Annotated in this window: 17 protein-coding genes; 9 read left to right on the plus strand and 8 right to left on the minus strand. The window is 63.5% G+C overall.

The features are described from left to right. Positions 1–7: 7 nt before the first annotated feature. From EN949_RS00395 to msrA, 5 genes are all read left to right on the plus strand, one after another. Complete coding sequence (locus EN949_RS00395; protein ID WP_127367175.1) at positions 8–1087, plus strand: TadE/TadG family type IV pilus assembly protein; 1080 nt, start codon at positions 8–10, stop codon at positions 1085–1087. 106 nt (positions 1088–1193) lie between these two features. Next, positions 1194–1565, plus strand: coding sequence for an endonuclease domain-containing protein (locus EN949_RS00400; protein WP_027162825.1), 372 nt, complete (start codon positions 1194–1196; stop codon positions 1563–1565). A 271-nt stretch (positions 1566–1836) separates the two neighbouring features. After that, positions 1837–2535: a DUF1223 domain-containing protein gene (locus EN949_RS00405; protein WP_027162826.1), complete on the plus strand. Its 699-nt coding sequence runs from the start codon at positions 1837–1839 to the stop codon at positions 2533–2535. A gap of 102 nt (positions 2536–2637) precedes the next feature. Beyond that, entirely contained in the window at positions 2638–2916 is a 279-nt protein-coding gene (locus EN949_RS00410; protein WP_027162827.1) for a hypothetical protein, read from the plus strand. A gap of 142 nt (positions 2917–3058) precedes the next feature. Continuing rightward, complete coding sequence (msrA, locus tag EN949_RS00415; RefSeq protein ID WP_013528688.1) at positions 3059–3796, plus strand: peptide-methionine (S)-S-oxide reductase MsrA; 738 nt, start codon at positions 3059–3061, stop codon at positions 3794–3796. A gap of 61 nt (positions 3797–3857) precedes the next feature. On the opposite strand, the gene EN949_RS00420 is transcribed toward msrA, so the two are convergent. From EN949_RS00420 to EN949_RS00430, 3 genes are all read right to left on the minus strand, one after another. Further along, on the minus strand, positions 3858–4358 hold the full coding sequence (locus tag EN949_RS00420; RefSeq protein ID WP_063173443.1) for a hypothetical protein: 501 nt from the start codon (positions 4356–4358) through the stop codon (positions 3858–3860). A 72-nt stretch (positions 4359–4430) separates the two neighbouring features. Continuing rightward, positions 4431–4718: a hypothetical protein gene (locus EN949_RS00425; protein ID WP_127366181.1), complete on the minus strand. Its 288-nt coding sequence runs from the start codon at positions 4716–4718 to the stop codon at positions 4431–4433. Continuing rightward, entirely contained in the window at positions 4696–5028 is a 333-nt protein-coding gene (locus EN949_RS00430; protein ID WP_245459140.1) for a DUF4242 domain-containing protein, read from the minus strand. Before EN949_RS00430 ends, EN949_RS00425 begins: the two co-directional genes overlap by 23 nt. Positions 5029–5192: 164 nt before the next feature. On the opposite strand from EN949_RS00430, the gene EN949_RS00435 reads away from it, so the two are divergent. After that, positions 5193–7781: an AAA family ATPase gene (locus EN949_RS00435; protein ID WP_127366180.1), complete on the plus strand. Its 2589-nt coding sequence runs from the start codon at positions 5193–5195 to the stop codon at positions 7779–7781. 55 nt (positions 7782–7836) lie between these two features. Here the strand turns inward: EN949_RS00435 and EN949_RS00440 are convergent, their stop codons facing one another. Continuing rightward, the gene (locus tag EN949_RS00440; protein ID WP_013528683.1) at positions 7837–8841 is read right to left on the minus strand and encodes a cytochrome d ubiquinol oxidase subunit II; all 1005 of its coding nucleotides are present in this window, start codon (positions 8839–8841) and stop codon (positions 7837–7839) included. 9 nt (positions 8842–8850) lie between these two features. Beyond that, on the minus strand, positions 8851–10212 hold the full coding sequence (locus EN949_RS00445) for a cytochrome ubiquinol oxidase subunit I (protein ID WP_127366179.1): 1362 nt from the start codon (positions 10210–10212) through the stop codon (positions 8851–8853). A gap of 260 nt (positions 10213–10472) precedes the next feature. On the opposite strand from EN949_RS00445, the gene EN949_RS00450 reads away from it, so the two are divergent. Beyond that, positions 10473–11399, plus strand: coding sequence for an ABC transporter ATP-binding protein (locus EN949_RS00450; protein ID WP_024502216.1), 927 nt, complete (start codon positions 10473–10475; stop codon positions 11397–11399). Next, on the plus strand, positions 11396–12157 hold the full coding sequence (locus EN949_RS00455) for an ABC transporter permease (RefSeq protein WP_013528680.1): 762 nt from the start codon (positions 11396–11398) through the stop codon (positions 12155–12157). Before EN949_RS00450 ends, EN949_RS00455 begins: the two co-directional genes overlap by 4 nt. Positions 12158–12312: 155 nt before the next feature. On the opposite strand, the gene EN949_RS00460 is transcribed toward EN949_RS00455, so the two are convergent. After that, positions 12313–13350: a phosphatidylglycerol lysyltransferase domain-containing protein gene (locus EN949_RS00460; RefSeq protein WP_063169630.1), complete on the minus strand. Its 1038-nt coding sequence runs from the start codon at positions 13348–13350 to the stop codon at positions 12313–12315. A 343-nt stretch (positions 13351–13693) separates the two neighbouring features. Here EN949_RS00460 and EN949_RS00465 point away from each other — a divergent pair, with 343 nt between their 5' ends. Beyond that, complete coding sequence (locus EN949_RS00465; RefSeq protein ID WP_027161242.1) at positions 13694–14884, plus strand: NAD(P)/FAD-dependent oxidoreductase; 1191 nt, start codon at positions 13694–13696, stop codon at positions 14882–14884. Here EN949_RS00465 and EN949_RS00470 read toward each other — a convergent pair. Together EN949_RS00470 and EN949_RS00475 are read right to left on the minus strand one after the other, a co-directional pair. Further along, on the minus strand, positions 14876–15100 hold the full coding sequence (locus EN949_RS00470; protein ID WP_024502214.1) for a hypothetical protein: 225 nt from the start codon (positions 15098–15100) through the stop codon (positions 14876–14878). The two genes, EN949_RS00465 and EN949_RS00470, sit on opposite strands and share 9 nt — an antisense overlap. Before the next feature lie 145 nt (positions 15101–15245). Continuing rightward, the gene (locus EN949_RS00475; protein ID WP_063169631.1) at positions 15246–17249 is read right to left on the minus strand and encodes a PhoX family phosphatase; all 2004 of its coding nucleotides are present in this window, start codon (positions 17247–17249) and stop codon (positions 15246–15248) included. Positions 17250–17956 lie beyond the last annotated feature (707 nt).

Genomic DNA, 17956 nt, shown 5'->3' on the forward strand with positions numbered 1-17956 from the left:
CGAAGGCATGCGGGGGCTTGCAGGCAGTTTTATCGAGTCGCGGAGCGGCTCGTTCGCACCGATACTCATTCTTGCCATGATACCGTTGATCACCGCGATCGGCTTTTCCGTCGACTACACCTCCGCTGTCCAGACCAGGTCGACCGAGCAGGCGGCACTCGACGCCGCGATCCTGTCGATCACCACGATGGATACGGCCTCGACGAAGCCGCAGCGCCAGGTGGCGATGCAGGCTTCCTACGTGGCCAATGGTGGACAGGGCACCGCGACGCTGAACAGCTTCGACGTCAGCGCCAACGGCACCGCCACCGCGCAGGCCTCGGCAAGTTTCCCCATGCCGACCGTGTTCATGCAGATCGCCAGGATTCCTTCGGTGGCAGTCGGCGTTACGTCGGCGGTGAACAAGGCGCCGGCTTTGGTGGAGGCCACCTTCAAGGTCACCGGCGTGTCGGGCTACTGGAACAAGAAAATGACGCTCTACGGCACGATGTTCGGCGCCGCAGCGGGCAAGCCGCTGATGACGATCGACTATGCCTATGGCAAGACTGGCGATCCGAAAGGCTACGGCACCACGACCGTCAGCGTTCTCACCACCGATTCAGCCGGCAAGACGGTCACCACGGTGGCCCAGAAGCAGGTCTGCAAGCTCGTCGATTCCAGCACGCCCGCTGGCGCGGTGATCCTGACCGACGGGTTCCAGACGAAATATTACTGCGTCGATACGATGTATCCCGCCGATGGCGCCGGCGCGCAGATCAATGTCAGCCAGATGGCCGGCCTCTATCTGCAGATGGATGTGCCATCGGGCAACCCAAGCAAGCTCATGTCGAACGATCCGACCACGTCCAACAGGCTCTACAGCGGCCTCAAATCGGACCAGACGGGCGCTATCGACTACAACGAGATGGCGACCGGCCAGATCGTTGATATCTTCGGCCTCGTGCCTTGCGGCGCGACAGCCTACCAGGCCTGGGAAGACGGCGGCAACAAGGTCCCGGCGCCCGTCAGCAACGCCGACTTCTTCTACAACGTGACCGGCAAATGCGACTTCAACAAGCGGCCCAACAACACGCGGCTGACGCAGTAGATGCTGCTCTTCTGCCTTCTCCCACAGGGGAGAAGGTGGATCGGCGCGTAGCGCCGAGACGGATGAGGGGTGCTGGACGGAGCGCAATAGCCGGCTAATCTAAGCCATGCCGCATCAACCTGTCCCGCCAGCCAAACGAAGCTTCGCCCGTTCGCTCCGGCGTGTAATGACGGAAGCGGAAGACCGGCTGTGGCATGAACTGCGCGACCGCAGGCTCGACCGGATAAAATTTCGGCGCCAGGTTCCTATTGAAAAGTACATTGCTGATTTCGTCTGCTTCGAAGCACGCTTGGTCGTCGAGATCGATGGCAGCCAGCATGCGGAGTTGGAGTCTGACAGCGTCCGCAAAACTCACCTGGAAGAGAAAGGCTTTCGCATTCTGCGCTTTTGGAACGATGACGTTCTGAAAGACATGAACGCCGTTTGCGATACCATCATCGCCTATGTACGGGATACCAGCCTACAGCCTTGGCGGTAGGGGCGCGTTCTTCCCTTCTCCCCTGTGGGAGAAGGTGGATCGGCGCGTAGCGCCGAGACGGATGAGGGGTGTTCCAGCGGAGTGAGACGTTGGCTTTCCCTGGAACACCCCTCATCCGTCGCCTGCGGCGACACCTTCTCCCACAGGGGGAGAAGGGAAGAACACCTGCGGCCCGATCACAAACCGGTGAGCGCTGTAACGAAGGCGCCGACAGCGGCGAAGTGGGGATATCTGCGGTGCTTCCAGGCGCCGCCGCCCACGGAGCAAGCCGATGTCAGGGTCCAGCACGTTCATCAAAGTGTCCAGCCTCTCGGCGATTGCGCTGGCAGCGTCGCTCGGTGCGGCGGCGGCCCAGCCGCTCAGCGTGGTCGAGCTGTTCACCAGCCAGGGCTGCTCGTCCTGCCCGCCGGCCAATGCCAATCTGATCAAGGTCAAGGACCAGCCCGGCGTGCTGGCGCTGTCGTTCAACGTCACCTATTGGGACTATCTCGGCTGGAAGGATATCTTCGGAAAACAGGAATTCACCCGGCGCCAGGTCAGTTATGAGCCGGCGCTCGGTCATGACGGGCCGTTCACGCCGCAAGTGGTGGTCAACGGCCATGCCGATGTCGTCGGCGCCGCACCCGGCGAAATCGAAAAGCTGATTGCGGCGAGCGGCCGGACAAGCGGCCCGGCATTGTCGCTCGATGGCGGCAAGATCAGCATCGGCGCCGGCGCCGCACCTGGCGGCCGCGCCGATGTCTGGCTGGTGCGCTATGCCAAGGGCGTCGTCGAGGTGCCGGTTTCGCGCGGCGAAAACACCGGCCGCACCTTGCCGCACGCCAATGTCGTGCATGCGCTCGAAAACCTCGGCAGCTGGACCGGCGCGGCCGCGACATATCCTCTGCCCGCCGCGTCCGGCGGCATGAGCACCGCCGTGCTCGTGCAGTCGCCCGGTGGCGGACCGATCCTGGCCGCCGCGACCGACTAGATCCCGCTTCGACAAGAGATTGCGCAACGCCGCATGGAGCGGCGCCGCATAGCACGGCCGCCTAGAGGGCGCGCCTTCAACGCCAACCCCAAGGAGATCATCATGACCACTTCCCGCCTGACGCTGCCGGCGCTCGCTCTCGCTCTGTGCTCGACGGCGCTGTTTGCCGGCGGCATCGCCCGTGCCGACGACGCGACCAATGCGATGAAGCCGGCTGCAAATGCCATGAAACCGGCCGCGGATGCGATGAAGCCGGCCGCAGACGCCATGAAACCTGCAACGGATGCGATGAAGCCTGCCGACCCGATGGCCACCAATTCCATGAAGCCGGCGGCTGACGCCATGAAGCCGGCAACGGATGCGATGGCTCCGGCCAAGTAAAGGCGGTGCTGTTTCCGGCTTCGGTCCCGCGGGTCCGAAGCCGGATGCACGTGAAAGTGAGGCTTCGGCCGCAACTCGCACGTCGCATGATCGTATCTTATCCAATAGACTCCACATGATGGACGTCACAGGAGCTCAAGCCATGACCGACATTCAAAAACCAGTCATCAGACAATCGTCGAACGTCTTCCGCAGCGCGCTCGCCGCTCTTGCGCTGGCCGCCGCGGGCGCCGCCTTCTGGCTGACGCCGGCGGTTTCGGCCGAGGACGCGGTGAAGATCCCGCCGCCGGCACTCGACGAGAAGGCGGCCACCGGCACTGAAAAGGCAGTCTTCGCCGGCGGTTGTTTCTGGGGCGTGCAGGGCGTGTTCCAGCACGTCAAGGGCGTCACCAGGGCCGTCTCCGGCTACACCGGCGGCGACAAGGACACCGCCGTCTACGAGACGGTCGGCTCAGGCCGCACCGGGCATGCCGAATCCGTCGAGATCACCTACGATCCGTCGAAGGTGACCTACGGCCAGCTGCTGCAGGTCTATTTCTCGGTCGCCCACAACCCGACCCAGCTGAATTTCCAGGGTCCGGACTCCGGCACGCAGTACCGCTCGACGATCTTCGCCGAAAACGATGCCCAAAAGAAGATCGCGCAAAGCTACATCGCCCAGCTCGACCAGGCCAAGGTGTTCCCGGAGCCGATCGTCACCACGCTGGAAACCGGCAAGACCTTCTATCCGGCCGAGAACTATCATCAGGATTTCCTGACGCTGAACCCGACCTATCCCTACATCGTCTACAACGACCTGCCCAAGGTGGCGAACCTGAAGGCCCTGTTCCCGGCGCTCTATAGCGAGAAGCCGGTGCTGGTGCTGGCGGCAAGCAACTGAGAACGCGCAATCTCCCCCTCGCGGGGGGAGATTGCGCACTCAGCCGCCCCGCCTCTGCCGGCTACATGGCCTTCATCGCGTCACACGACACAGTCGGGTTCATGTCGGCGAAGGTGCCGGCCGGGTTCTTCTTCCAGGCCCAGACATGCAGTTCATAGAACGGGCCTAGACCGTAGCGGTTGGGCGCGCTGTCGAAATTGAACAGCTGCCCTTCCAGCGAAGCCGGACCTTTCGAGGTGATGTACTCGACGGCCACCAGCCTCAGCTTGCCGTTTGCCATCGGCTCGTACATCACCGCCTCGGGCTTGGCGAGTTCGACCGCATCGTCCTTCAGATAACCGGCATTGACATAGTGGATGCCCATGGCGCCGCCGGTGATGCCGCTGGCGCAAGGGATCGGCGCATAGCCCTCGGCCGTCGCCATCGCCACGTTCTCGAAGCGGCTGTTGGCTGCCCGCACCTTCTCGTCCAGCGCGCCAGCGTTGTGAGCATTGGCCGCCGTGGCCGCGATCGACAGAATCGACAGGTTGATGAGGTGTTTGGTCCACAGATGGATGTTCATGTTCTCTCCTCCTTGTTGATGGCGCGCGGGAGCAGCCGCTCCCGCTGCGACGTCGGATCTCGGCTGCACGCATCATTGGTACCGGGTGAAGTCCCAGTAGTGCGGCAGCCCCTCGAGCTCCGGCAGGCCGATGTCGCGTCTCAGATAATCGTCCTGCGGAGGCAATCGACGCCGACTCTTGCGCAATGGCGCGAACAGCAGCGAGGCCAGCCGCCAGAAAGCCCGGCCCGGTAACGGGTCTCGTCCGACGGATCTCGACGCCGCCGACGGCCCGCTGAACGATTCGTCAGGCACGCTGCCGTCGCCGCGAAGGGCAGTTTGATGCTCATCGATCGGGTCAACGGTAAAAGTAAGGGTCAAGAACCCGCACCTCCGTGATCTTGTCGACAGGCAGCGCGTTTTTCTGGGCCGTGCTGCGGATCGCTTCCGGCGAAGGCGCGTCATAGATGCAGAAGCTCTGCTTCTTGTCGGGCGAGACGAAGGACTGCACCCAAGTCACGCCTTTCTCCGCGTTGCGCATGATGACGCCGCCCAGCGCATCGGCGCCGGCATCGTTCACCGGCACGCTGAGGCCGTTGGGAAATGTACGTTCAACCACATAGCGAGGCATATCAGGTTCCTTTTTTACTGTTTCACGCCCGGTTTTGAGCGCGCGGAGGACATTGATCACGCTCGCCAGGGGCGCGCATCGGAACCTTTCCCTATGTTTCGTGGGACGATTCCCCATGTTAACGGCGTTCACTGCTGGAGCCACAAAGCCGATACCGGGCCGCGCTATCCTGCCTGACGAAAGCGGGGTGCGGCAGCGACCCGGATCACGAAAAGCGGACGATCATGCTTCTGGAACGGCAGACACAGCTGGAGCAGCTTGACGGACTTCTCGCCGAAGCCGCGCGTGGTCGCGGCAGCGTGGTGGCGTTGTCGGGCGAGGCCGGCGCCGGCAAGACCGCACTGGTCGAGGCCTTCGTCGCCGGCGCGGCCAAGGCTACGCGCATCTTGCGCAGCGCCTGCGAGGACCTGTCGATCCCCGATCCGCTCGGACCGCTCTATGACCTCGCCCGCGAGGCGCAATGGGCGATGCCGCAGGCGATCGACGCCAGGCAGGGTCAGCGGCTGCCACTGTTCTCCGGTGCCCTCGACGTGTTCGAGACAAGGACCCAGCCGACGCTTCTGGTAATCGAGGATCTGCATTGGGCGGACGACGCGACGCTCGATTTCGTCCGCTTTCTTGGCCGGCGCATCGCCAACACCCACATCCTGGTCCTGTTGACGGCGCGCACCGACCGCAGCGAAGGACAGGCGCGTGTGCGCCGGGCGCTGGGTGAAATTCCGTCGGGCAACGTTGCCCGTATCGACGTGCCGCTGTTGAGCGAGGCGGCCGTCCTGTCGCTCGCCAGCGCTGCCGGCCGCGATGGCGACGCCATCTACCGGGTCACCGCCGGCAATGCCTTCTTCGTCACCGAGCTCCTGTGCGCCGACAATGAGATGACGCCACCGGCCAGCGTGAGGGACGCCGTTGTGGCGCGGGCCGAACGGCTGTCCGCCGGTGCCCGCTCGATGCTCGACGCGGTGTCGGTGTTTCCCAGGCGGGCCGATGCTTGGGCTCTGCAGGGCCTGTGCGGCGTCGCCAGCGCCGGACAGCTGGCGGAATGTGTGTCGAATGGGCTGCTCGACGATCTGGGCGATGGCTATGCCTTCCGCCATGAAATCGCACGCCGCGCCATCGAGATGATGCTGACGACAAGTTACAGGAGACTGTTCAACCAGCGCGCGCTGTCGGCGCTGCTTGAAAACGGCGGCGTCGCCACCGCACGCCTGGTCCATCACGCCGTGGAAGCGCACAATTTCGAGGCGGTGCGCGAATTCGCGCCGATCGCCGCGCGCGAGGCTTCGCGTGTCGGCGCCCATCGCGACGCCGCCGGCTACTATGAGGTCGCCTTGCGGCAGGCCGACACCTTGCCCGTGGAAGAACGCGCCGGACTTTACGAGCAGTATGCCTTCGAGTGTCACTTGATCGCCCGCATTGACGAGGCCATCAAGGCGCAGGAACAAGCCCGCGCGTTGCAAAAGGCGCTTGGCAACACGCTGAAGGAAGGCGACAGCCTCAGGTGGCTATCGCGCTTCGCCTATCTGTTGGGCGACCGCCCGGCAGCCGACCTGTTCGGCGCCCAGGCGGTCGCGTTGCTGGAGGCAGTTCCCGCCAGTGCCGAACTTGCCATGGCCTATTCGAACCTTTCGCAGCTGGCGATGCTGGCCGAAAGGCTCGACGAGACCCTGTCGCTGGGCGGCAGGGCGATCGAGCTTGCCGAGCAGCTGGACCGGCAGGATGTCGTTTGTCACGCGCTCAACAATGTCGGCGCCGCCGAGCAGTGGCTGGATCTGGCCAGCAGCCGGCTGCATCTCGCCCGCAGCCTCGAAATCGCGCTGGAGCAGAATTTTCAGGAGCACGCCGCGCGTGCCTTCACCAATTGCGCCTGTGGCGAGATCAACCAATTGGGCTACAGCCAGGCTCAATCCTTCCTCGATCGCGGCATCGACTATTGCGTCGACAACGATCTGGCGACTTGGCGTGACTATATGCGTGGGGTTCGGGCACAGTTGTTGTTGCGTCAGGGATACTGGAACGAAGCTGCCGCCGAGGCTCTGGATGTCATAAGCAATGACCAGGCGACGGCGCTGGTCCGCTATCCCGCTTTGGTGGCCCTGGTGAAACTGCGTCTTCGGCGCGGAGATCCTTCGGCCGAGCCGCTGCTGGCGGAAATGAATCGGTTCCTGGAAAGGGGAGCCGAATTGCAGCGGCTGTTGCCGTACGCCACCATCGTCGCCGAGCAGGCATGGCTCGGCGAGGCGGAAATCGCCGAGGCGCTGCGGCTGATCGACCTTGCCGAGACCCTGTCGCCGACGCGGGCCATGTTTGCCGAACTGGCCAGCTGGCGCCAGATCCTCTCCGCCGGTAGCGACGCGGGGGATACGGCCGGCATGGCCGCGCCGTACCGAATGCTCCTGGCTGGCGACTGGCAAGGGGCGGCCGCGGTCTGGGCGGATCTCAACGCACCTTATGAACGTGCGCTCGCGCTCGCCCAGGGCGATGAGCCGGCGCAGCGTGCGGCACTCGAGATATTCGAGACCCTTGGAGCCAAGCCGGTTGCGAGCCATGTGCGCGAAATCATGCGGCGCAACGGCGTCATTCGCATCGCCCGGGGGCCGCGCCAGACCACGCGCGCCAACAGCGCCGGCCTGACCCAACGCCAGATGGAAGTGCTGCAACTGATCGAGCGCGGCTTCTCCAACAAGCGGATCGCAGAGCATCTGACCATTTCACCAAAAACCGTCGATCACCATGTCTCCGCGGTTCTGGGGAAGCTGGATGCCATCTCGCGTGGCGAGGCCACAGCTGCCGCGCGCGATTCCGGGCTGATCTGAAAGCAGCCCTTCCTGAGAAAGCCCATGGCGCTTTGCGTCAAAGAGATGGAGCGGATCAATCGTAGGTCAGGTCGGTCGCCTTGCCGCCGAACACCCGGTAGGCATAGAAGGAATAGAAGATGATGATCGGCAGCACGACCACTGTGCCGGCCAGGATGATGGCCAGGCTTTCCGGTGCCGAGGCTGCCTGCCAGATGGTCAGGCGATCCGGCACCACGAACGGGTAGAACGACCAGGCGAGGCCGGCAAAGCCAAGCGCGAAGATGGCCGCCAGCGTCAGGAACGGCGTCAGTGAATGGCGGTCGTCGGGCTTCGGCAGATGGAAGGTCTGCCGCCACAGCCACAGGAACAGCAGTGCCGACAGGATCGGCAGCGGCGACAGATAGAGCATCTCCGGCCAGACGAACCATTTGTCGAAGATGCGCGGGCTGGCGAAGGGCGTCGCCAGCGACACTGCCGCCATGCCGAGCGCGGTCAGCACCAGCGTCGTGCGCAGCCAACGCACCGCCTTCTTCTGCAGCTCGCCTTCGGTCTTGTAGATCACCCAGGCGGCACCCATCGCCGCGTAGGCGGCGGCAAGGCAGAACGCCACCAGCACGCCGAACGCCATGCCGCCGAGGCCGACATCGAGGCCGAGCACATAGACACCCAGCATGTAGCCCTGCGCCAGCGAGGCGATGAGCGAACCCAGGAAGAAAATACGGTTCCAGCGATGCTTCCGGCCAGCTGGCACCTTGGCGCGGAAATCGAAGGCAACGCCGCGCAGGATCAGCCCGAGCAAAAGCACGAAGACCGGAATGTAGAGCGCCGTCAGGATGACGCCATGCGCCAGCGGGAAGGCGACCAGCAGCAGGCCGACGGCCAGCACCAGCCAGGTTTCGTTGGCGTCCCAGAACGGGCCGATCGCGGCGATCATCGTATCCTGTTCGGCGTCTTCGGCGGCGGCGAACAGGATGCCGATGCCGAGATCGAAACCGTCGAGAATGACGTAGATCAGGATGGCGAGGCCCATCAGGCCGGCGAAGATGAGGGGAAGCGCGGTTGGCCAGTCGAAGCTCATCTTCTTCTCCTACTCGCCAGCCGCCGGCTGTGACATGGCGGCGTTCATGACGCCCGGCAGCGGCGATGAATCGCCGTCCTTCGCCGCCTTCAGCGCCAGGTGCACCAGCACGCCGAGATAGGCGATCAGCAAAAGCACATAGAGAACGAGGTAGGTCGCCAGCGTCAGCGCGACATGGCTGCCCGCCACCGGGCCGACCGCGTCTGCCGTTTTCAGCACGCCCGTCACCAGCCAGGGCTGTCGGCCGATTTCGGTGGTGTACCAGCCGGCCAGCGTTGCCAGCCAGCCCGACAGCGCCATCGGTACCATCAGCATGGCGAGCGGCTTCGGCAGGCTGTGCCGGCGCTTGAGGAAGAAGGCGGCCGACCACGAGACGAGCAGCATCAATATGCCTGTGCCGACCATCACGCGGAAACCCCAGAACACCGGAAAGACCGGCGGATGGTTGCCGGGATAATCGTTCAGTCCCGGCACGACACCGCTGGTCGAGTGCCGCAGCACCAGGCTGGCGCCGTCGGGAATGGCGATCTCGAATTTGTTTTCCTTCGCGGCCTCGTCGGGCAGGGCGAAGAGCACCAGCGGCACATTGGGGCCGGTGTTCCAGTTGGCCTCCATGGCGGCGATCTTCTGCGGCTGGTGCTCCAGCGTGTTCAGCCCATGCTGGTCCCCGGCGAAGATCTGAATCGGGATCAGGATCGCGGCCGTGAAGACGCCGGTGCGCAGCGCCTTCCACATCGATTCCGAACGGTCGCCGGTGAGATAGCGCAGCGCCGACAGGCCAGCGACCAGGAACGACACCGTCAGCCCGGACGCCAGCAGCATGTGGGTCAGCCTGTAGGGCATCGACGGGTTGAAGATGATTGCCCACCAGTCGACCGCATGCGCCACGCCGTCGCGCATCTCGAAGCCGGCCGGCGTCTGCATCCAGGAATTGAGCGCGATGATCCAGAACGCCGAGACGGTGGTGCCGCCGGCGACAAGCACCGTCGCCAGTGTGTGGATGCGGTTGGAAACGCGGCGGAAGCCGAACAGCATGATGCCGAGGAAGGCCGCTTCGAGGAAGAAGGCGGTGAGAATCTCGTAGGCCAGCAGCGGCCCGGCGATGTTGCCGACCTTTTCCATGTAGCCCGGCCAGTTGGTGCCGAACTGGAAGCTCATGGTGACGCCCGAAACCACGCCCATGGCAAAGGACAGCGCGAACACCTTCACCCAGGTGAAATAGGCGCGCATCCAGGCGGAATCGTTGGTCGCGTTGTAGCGCAGCTTGAAGAACAGCAGCACCCAACCCAGCGCAATGGTGATCGTCGGAAATAGAATGTGGAATGAAATATTCGCGCCGAACTGGATACGCGAAAGTATGAGCGGGTCCATGATGGGCTCCGGCTGCTGCAAATACTCGCGAAGAATAGGCCCGAAGCGAGTTCAGGTCAAAGCGGCGTCCTGCCGCGAGGCTGAACGCCACAGGACAATTTTGCCGGTTGCATGCCGCGCAACTCCGGGCCTGTGCGCCGCACCTGCAATGGCCGGCCGGCAACGATTGTCGAGAACTGTCAGCAGGGCATTGACTTGCGGTTGCAAGCACCGACATTCGGCCTATATCAGGGGACCTCTTCAAGCAGCCGTTTTCATCCATGCCTTCCATCCTGTCCATTTCCGGGGTCTCCAAGACCTACGCCACCGGTTTTACCGCGCTCAAGGAAGTCAATCTCGACATTCAGCGCGGCGAAATCTTCGCGCTGCTTGGGCCCAATGGCGCCGGCAAGACGACGCTGATCTCGATCGTCTGCGGCATCGTCAACCGCTCGTCGGGCACCGTCACCGTCGACGGCCACGACATCAACAAGGATTATCGCGCCGCGCGCGGTCTGATCGGGCTTGTGCCGCAGGAACTGACCATCGATGCCTTCGAGAGCGTCTGGGCGACGGTCAATTACAGCCGTGGCCTGTTCGGCAAGCCGGCCAACCACGGCTTTGTCGAGAAGGTGCTGCGCGATCTCTCACTGTGGGACAAGAAGGATGCCAAGGCGATCACCCTGTCGGGCGGCATGAAGCGCCGGCTGATGATCGCCAAGGCGCTGTCGCATGAGCCGCGCATCCTGTTCCTCGACGAGCCGACCGCCGGCGTCGACGTCGAGCTGCGCCAGGACATGTGGGCGATGGTGCGCCGGCTGCGCGAGGACGGCGTCACCATCATCCTCACCACGCACTATATCGAGGAAGCCGAAGCGATGGCCGACCGCGTCGGCGTCATCAACCGCGGCGAGATCATCCTGGTCGAGAACAAGGCCGAACTGATGCGCAAGCTCGGCCGCAAGCGGCTGGTGCTGGAACTGCGCAATCCGCTGACGGCCATTCCCGAGGCGCTCTCGCGCTATGCGCTGGAATTGTCGCCCGATGGCGGGCAGCTGACCTACACCTATGACAACCAGGCCGAGCGGCCCGGCGTCGCCTCGTTGATGCGCGATCTCGAGGCCGGCGGCATCCAGTTCCGCGATATCGACACGCAAAACTCTTCGCTCGAGGAGATCTTCGTCAATCTGGTGAGGAGGGAGCCATGAACCTTCGCGCAGTATGGGCGATCTACCGGATGGAAATGGCACGTGCTTTCCGCACCGTGCTGCAGAGCATCGTCTCGCCGGTCATCTCGACGTCGCTGTATTTCGTCGTCTTCGGCTCGGCCATCGGCTCGCGCATCACCGAGATCGACGGCATCAGCTACGGCGCCTTCATCGTGCCGGGTCTGATCATGCTGTCGCTGTTGACGCAGTCGATCTCCAACGCCTCCTTTGCCATCTATTTCCCGAAATTCGTCGGCTCGATCTACGAGCTTCTGTCGGCGCCGGTCTCCTATCTGGAGATCGTCATCGCCTATGTCGGCGGTGCCGCGACCAAGTCGATCATCCTCGGCCTGATCATCCTGGCCACCGCCTCGCTGTTCGTGCCGCTCACCATCCTGCATCCGTTCTGGATGCTCGCCTTCCTGGTGCTGACGGCGGTGACCTTCAGCCTGTTCGGCTTCATCATCGGCATCTGGGCGAAGAGTTTCGAGCAGCTGCAACTGGTTCCGCTGCTGATCATCACGCCGCTGACCTTCCTCGGTGGCAGCTTCTATTCGATCAACATGCTGCCCGAGGTCTGGCGCACGATCACGCTGTTCAACCCGGTCGTCTATCTGATCAGCGGTTTCCGCTGGAGCTTCTACGGCAAGTCCGACGTCTCGGTCGGCGTCAGCCTCGGCATGACGGTCGTCTTCCTGCTGATCTGTATAACGATCGTCGCCTGGATCTTCAGGACAGGGTATCGGTTGAGGAATTGACGGCAGAACGCCGCCAGGTCTGTTGAGATTCAGGTCAGGCCGAGTCGAAAATGGCGGATTCCGAGAACCGGAGCGGAGCGTACTTTTCGTACGTGAGCACCGGAAGCGCAGGAAGCCGCCATTTGCAGGCCGGCCTCACCTGAATATCGATACATCTAGATCGCCTTGACCAGCCGCAGCAACCCCAGCATCTCGACATACGTCCCCTTGCGGAAAGCGATGTAGACCGGCTCCTCGACACCGTGGAAGCGGCGCTTGAAGGCCGCCTGGCCCTGCAGGTTGAACCTGCGGCGATTGACCCAGGGCGAATCGTAGGCGCGCTGGAAGGCATTGCGCCAGAAATCGCTTTCGGCAAAGCCGCTTGGCCCGATATCGAGCATCGGCGACAGGCCGAGCGTGACCACCGAGATGCCCTCTTCGCGAAAACGATCGACGGCGAATTTGGTCAGGCCGACCTCGGCATGCGGCGAAGCGTCGATATGCTTGCGCTTGAAGGCCGTCGTGTAGCCGATGACCTTTCCGTTGCGGCACAGCGGGTCGAAGTCGAGCAGAGCGACCAGTCCGCCGTCGGGACCGTGCAGGACGAAACGGCGCATGTCGGTGCCGAGATGGTCGGCAAAGTTGCGGTTGAGAAAGCCCATCTCCCAGCGCTTGACGATGCGGTCGCCGCGCCAGTTTTCCGAAAGCCGGGCAATTTCATCCAGAAAAATCGTGCGCTTGTCCTCGTCGAACGAAAAGCCTTTCTTCAGCAGCCAGCGCTCGGAGTAGCGCACGGTCTCGTTGCGCTTCCCGGAAAAATCATGCTCGGGCAGGGTGAGGCGGGTGTCGATGCCGAGGCGATTGACCTTGTAGCCAAGGCCGGCCAGCACGCGTGCGGTGTCCTCGCCGACCTGCACGAACCACGGGCTGCCGGCGGTCTCGACGAAGCGCTTGATGTAATCGGCCCGACGCGCCGGAGCCGCCACCGGGTCGCCGAGCGCGAAATGGTGCTTCATCTTGGTACCGAAGGCGATGTAGCCGTCGGCGTCGCCGAAATAGGAGAGCTTGCCTTGCACGGCGGTGGAATAGGCGAGCGAGAAGTCGCCATAGCGGCGCACCAGTGCCAGGCGTTCGACATGGGTCAGCGCCTGCCGCTCGACCTCGGGCGCGGCGGCCTCAAGGATCTTGTCGAAATAGAACCGCAAGGAGGGCATGGTCGAGATTCCGCGTGCCGCCTACAGCGCCGGCCGTCCAGGACGCGCCAAGGTGCTGTAACACTTTGATTCTGCGCATGACTCGAAAATCGGAGTCGATTTCGGGCATGCGCGTGGGGATAACCGAGACCCGCCAGCCACCCCGAGCCTCGAATCAATCACATTGCCGCGACCTGATTACCGTTGATATCGCGCATATGCCATATAGAGCGCAACCGCGGCCCGGCGTACGGAGCTAATTCGCATCGCTCGAAATTTCGGCCGCGGTTTGCTGCAGGGATCCTGCGCGGGATCAAACGGTTACAGCGTCCTGCCAGCCTGGCGTCGAACGGGATTCGAGTGAATGACTGATACGACAATCAGATCGGTTGTGGATCTGCCGGCCAAGGTCGAGCCGGCAATCGTCGTCGGCGCCGGTGCTGCCGGGCTGGCCGTCGCGCACGCCTTGATGAACGCCGGCGTGCCGACGGCGATCCTGGAAAAGGAAAGCCGGTTGGCTGAGCCATGGCACCGGCGGCACCAGCAATTGCATCTCAACACCCACCGCGATCTTTCTTCGCTGCCTGGTCTCCCCTATCCACCCGGCACCCCCGCCTTTCCGCACCGGACGGTCGTCATCCGCCACATGAATGATTTCAGGGAGGAAAACCGGCTGCCGGTGCAGTTTGGCGTCGCTGTCGAAGAGATTGCCTTCAAGGGCGATCACTGGGCGGTACGGACCAGCGCTGGCCTGCGGCTGGCCCGCAATGTCGTCGTCGCCACCGGCCGCGACAGGCAGCCGTTCATTCCCGAATGGAAAGGCATGAAGGATTTCGTCGGGCGCATCATCCATTCGGCGGATTTCGGTGACGCACAGGCCTATGCGGGCCAGAAAGTGCTGGTCGTCGGCGCTGGCAATTCGGGTTTCGATGCGCTCAATCATCTGGCCGGCATAGACACGGCCGCCATCTGGCTGTCGGCCCGCAGCGGTCCCGCCCTGCTGCCCAAGCGCATCGGCAAGATCGCCGTGCACCGGCTTTCGCCGTTCATGGCTCGCTTGCCGTTGCGGGTCGCCGACGCGGTGATGTCGGCGACGCAGCGCCTGGCTTTCGGCGACCTGACCAAATTCGGCCTGCCGCCCGCGCCTGCGGGCGGCGCCAGCCGCCTGACCTCGGATTACACCGCGATCGCCGCCGACGACGGCGCCGTCAGCGCCATAAAGGCCGGCAAGATCACCGTCGTACCTGGCATAAGGGAATTCACCCGTGACGGCGTGATCCTGGCCGATGGCAGCCTGATCTATCCTGACATCGTCATTGCCGCGACAGGCTACCGCACCGGGCTGGAGCCGATGGTCGGCAAGCTCGGCGTGCTCGACGCCAAGGGCGTTCCGCTCTTCAACGGCGGGCAAGCCGATCCGAAATTGCCCGGTCTGTGGTTCACCGGCATGCGGCCGAGCATTCGCGGCTGCTTCGCCAATGCCGGTATCCTGGCCAAGGCGATCGCCAAACGGATTGCAGGGTCGGCCTCGCACCAACCCGGCGCATCACGCTGATTTGGGTTCCAGCCGCCGGAAACCGACGGCCTCCATCAGCATGTCCTCTTCCTCCATGCCGGCATTGTGCAGGGCGAGCAGGTTAAGCGCGATTTCCCGCGCGTCGGCGGAATCGGGATGTGCCTCGCGCCGCCGGCAGGCCTCGTCGAACACGCGCTGCAGCTTGGCGATATCGGCTGGCTTGAGCAAGCCACGGTCATAGACGGACTTCGACATGGCGATCTCCTGATAAAGACCTAGGGCGCCATGTTTAAATTGCCAATCTTTCCCGAGGCTTGACCGACTTCACCCCATGCCGCGACTTCAAAGGGCGGCAGCGGTGCAAATCTGCTCCGCTGCTGCGCCCCATGCTGGAGGGCAATCAGACCGCGATCTTGCCGCCGCCCTGTCTGGTGATGGCGACCACCGACGGCCGCACCGGCATGTCGGGCTTGAAGTCGGGCCAGCGCGTCGACAGATCCTCATAGTAGGACGGGCGGCCGAACGCTTCCCAGTCCTCGCCGCCATCGCCCGGATGCTGGACGGCGACGAAGGCGGTCTGGTCGTCGGGCGCAAACAGCGGACCGCACATTTCGGCGCCGATCGGCACGCGGAAGAACAGTTTCGAGGTCGCCCGCGCCACCCCTTCCGTGTCCACCGCCCACAGACCATCCGTGCGGCCGGTGGCTTTCGGGCCCTGGCCGTCGGTCGCGACCCAGAGACGCCCGGCCGAATCGACCGCGCAATTGTCGGGCATGCCGAACCAGCCATTGGCCGTCGTTGCCGTCGAGAAGGTGGCGCCGACATCGGCAACCGCCGGATCACCGCATTTCAGCAGCACTTCCCACTTGCCCTTGGCGGCGGTGAAATCACCGCCGTCCTCGGCGATCTCGATGATGTGGCCAAAGGCGTTTTCGGCGCGGGGGTTGGCGGCGTCTACCTGGTCGGCCTTGCGCTTCGAATTGTTGGTCAGCATGACATAGACCTTGCCGTTGATGGCATTGGGCTGGATGTCTTCGGGGCGGTCCATCTTGGTGGCACCGAGCAGGTCGGCGGCGCGGCGCGTCTCGATCAGCACGTCGGCCTGGCCAGTGAAACCGTTTTCAGCCGTCAGCGGTCCCTGGCCGAAGACGATCGGCAGCCATTCGACCGTGCCATCTTCGGCGAACCTGGCGACATGCAGCGTGCCATCATCGAGCAGGTCCCTGTTGGCGGCATGATCGTTCGGATCGAACGCGGCCTTGGTCACGAACTTGTAGACATAGTCGAAGCGCTCGTCGTCACCGAGATAGAAGACGACGCGGCCGTCCCTGGCGACAATCGATTCGGCGCCCTCATGCTTGAAGCGGCCCATGGCCGTGCGCTTCCTCGGCGTCGAGGTCGGGTCGTTGACATCGACCTCGACGATCCAGCCGAAGCGGTTGGCCTCATTGGGCTCCTTGGCGAGGTCGAAACGTTCGTAATGCGCCGCCCATTCATAGGCGCCTTCGGGAATGCCGAGACGCTTGTAGTTCGCGGCTTCCTTGTGGCCTTCCGGCAACTCGCCGGAGAAATAGCCATGGATGTTCTCCTCGGCCATCACATAGGTGCCCCAGGGCGTGACGCCGCCGGCGCAATTGTTGAACGTGCCGAACACCTTGGTGCCGGACGGATCGGCATTGGTCTTGACGCGGTCATGGCCGGCAACCGGACCGGCCAGCGCCATTTCGGTGTTGGAGGTGATGCGGCGATTGAGCTTGCCGTCGCGCACCACCTGCCATTTGCCTGATGTCTTGCGGATCTCGACGATGGTGCCGCCGTGAGCTGCCATCTCGACATCGACCTGCTCCTTCGAGAGGGGTGCGACTTCGGCCGACTTCTTGCCGTCCTTCTCGACGATTTTCACGATGCCCGGGAACATCAGATGCGGATTGGTGTATTCGTGGTTGACCACCAGCAGGCCATGTTCGGCCGAGCCGTCGATGGGGATGTAGCCGACATAATCGTTGTTGTAGCCGAACTGTTTCGCCTGGGCCTCGGCCGACTGTTTCGTCGGGTCGAAGTCGGGCGAATCGGCAAACAGCGGATCGCCCCAGCGCAGCAGTACATCGGCATCGTAACCCGGCGCGACGTGGTGCTTGTCGTCGATGCCGGCCTCGAGTTCGTCGAACGTGAAGGCCGAGCCTTCAGCGGCCCGGGCCTCGTCGGCGCTGATCAGCGCCAGCGGGCTGACGGTGGCGGCGATGGCCGAGACAGCCAGCGAACCCTTGAGGAAGCCGCGGCGCGAGAACCGCGCGGCGATGATCTCGCCCATGGTGCGGTTGTCGGAAGCGTTGATGGCCGGGCCGTCGTTTTCCTCGAGCAGGCTGGTGCGGAATCGGGTGTCGGGGGAGCGAAGGTCAGTCATGGCTTGCCTCTGGCTGTTGGATTGGCTGGAGCGTGGGTACCTGTTTGACCCCCTTATAATCGCCGGATCACATTTTCGTGACATCGGGAGACCTTTCAGACGCGACAGGCATTGCGCGCAGCGCTGGCTAAGCATTCCCGCAGACCGGAACTGCTCCAGAATCGCCGGTTCGAGATGAAAGGAGACCTTAGGCGGCATCTTGGCCGCGCATCCTGCGACGGCGGACGACATCAGTCGTTTGCAAAAAACAGATCAACGGGCAACTGCACCCTCGACAAGTCACCTCCGCCGCCCCCGGCGGAGGTGACTTGATGTTCGGCGTCTGCGGTCGTCAGGCATCGGGAAAGCCAGTCTCCCGTTTAGCGATGGCGGTCACGGCGCCGTTCATGCGAAGCTAATGTAGCATATACTTGGGACTTTAGTCCAACCTTGCGCTTGCAATGGTCCTGGTTGACAACCGCAACGGTCGGAGGTCGCTTCCGGGCGCCGCGTCTTTCGGCAATGTTGGTTGCACTGCAACGTTGGGGTGGGGCGCGCCGGGCTCAGTCGTCGGAGATCAGAATGCACAGATCGGTCACGACCCGTTGTTGCCGGCTGGCGCTCAAATCGGCAGCGGCGCTGGTGTTGACGATTGCGCCCTATCAAATTGTCCTGGACGGCTCCGTTTCCGGCATCCACACCGTCAGCGCATACGCCAAGGGTGGCGG

It is taken from the genome of Mesorhizobium sp. M7A.F.Ca.US.007.01.2.1, from assembly GCF_003998165.1.
Classification (GTDB): Bacteria; Pseudomonadota; Alphaproteobacteria; order Rhizobiales; family Rhizobiaceae; genus Mesorhizobium; species Mesorhizobium ciceri.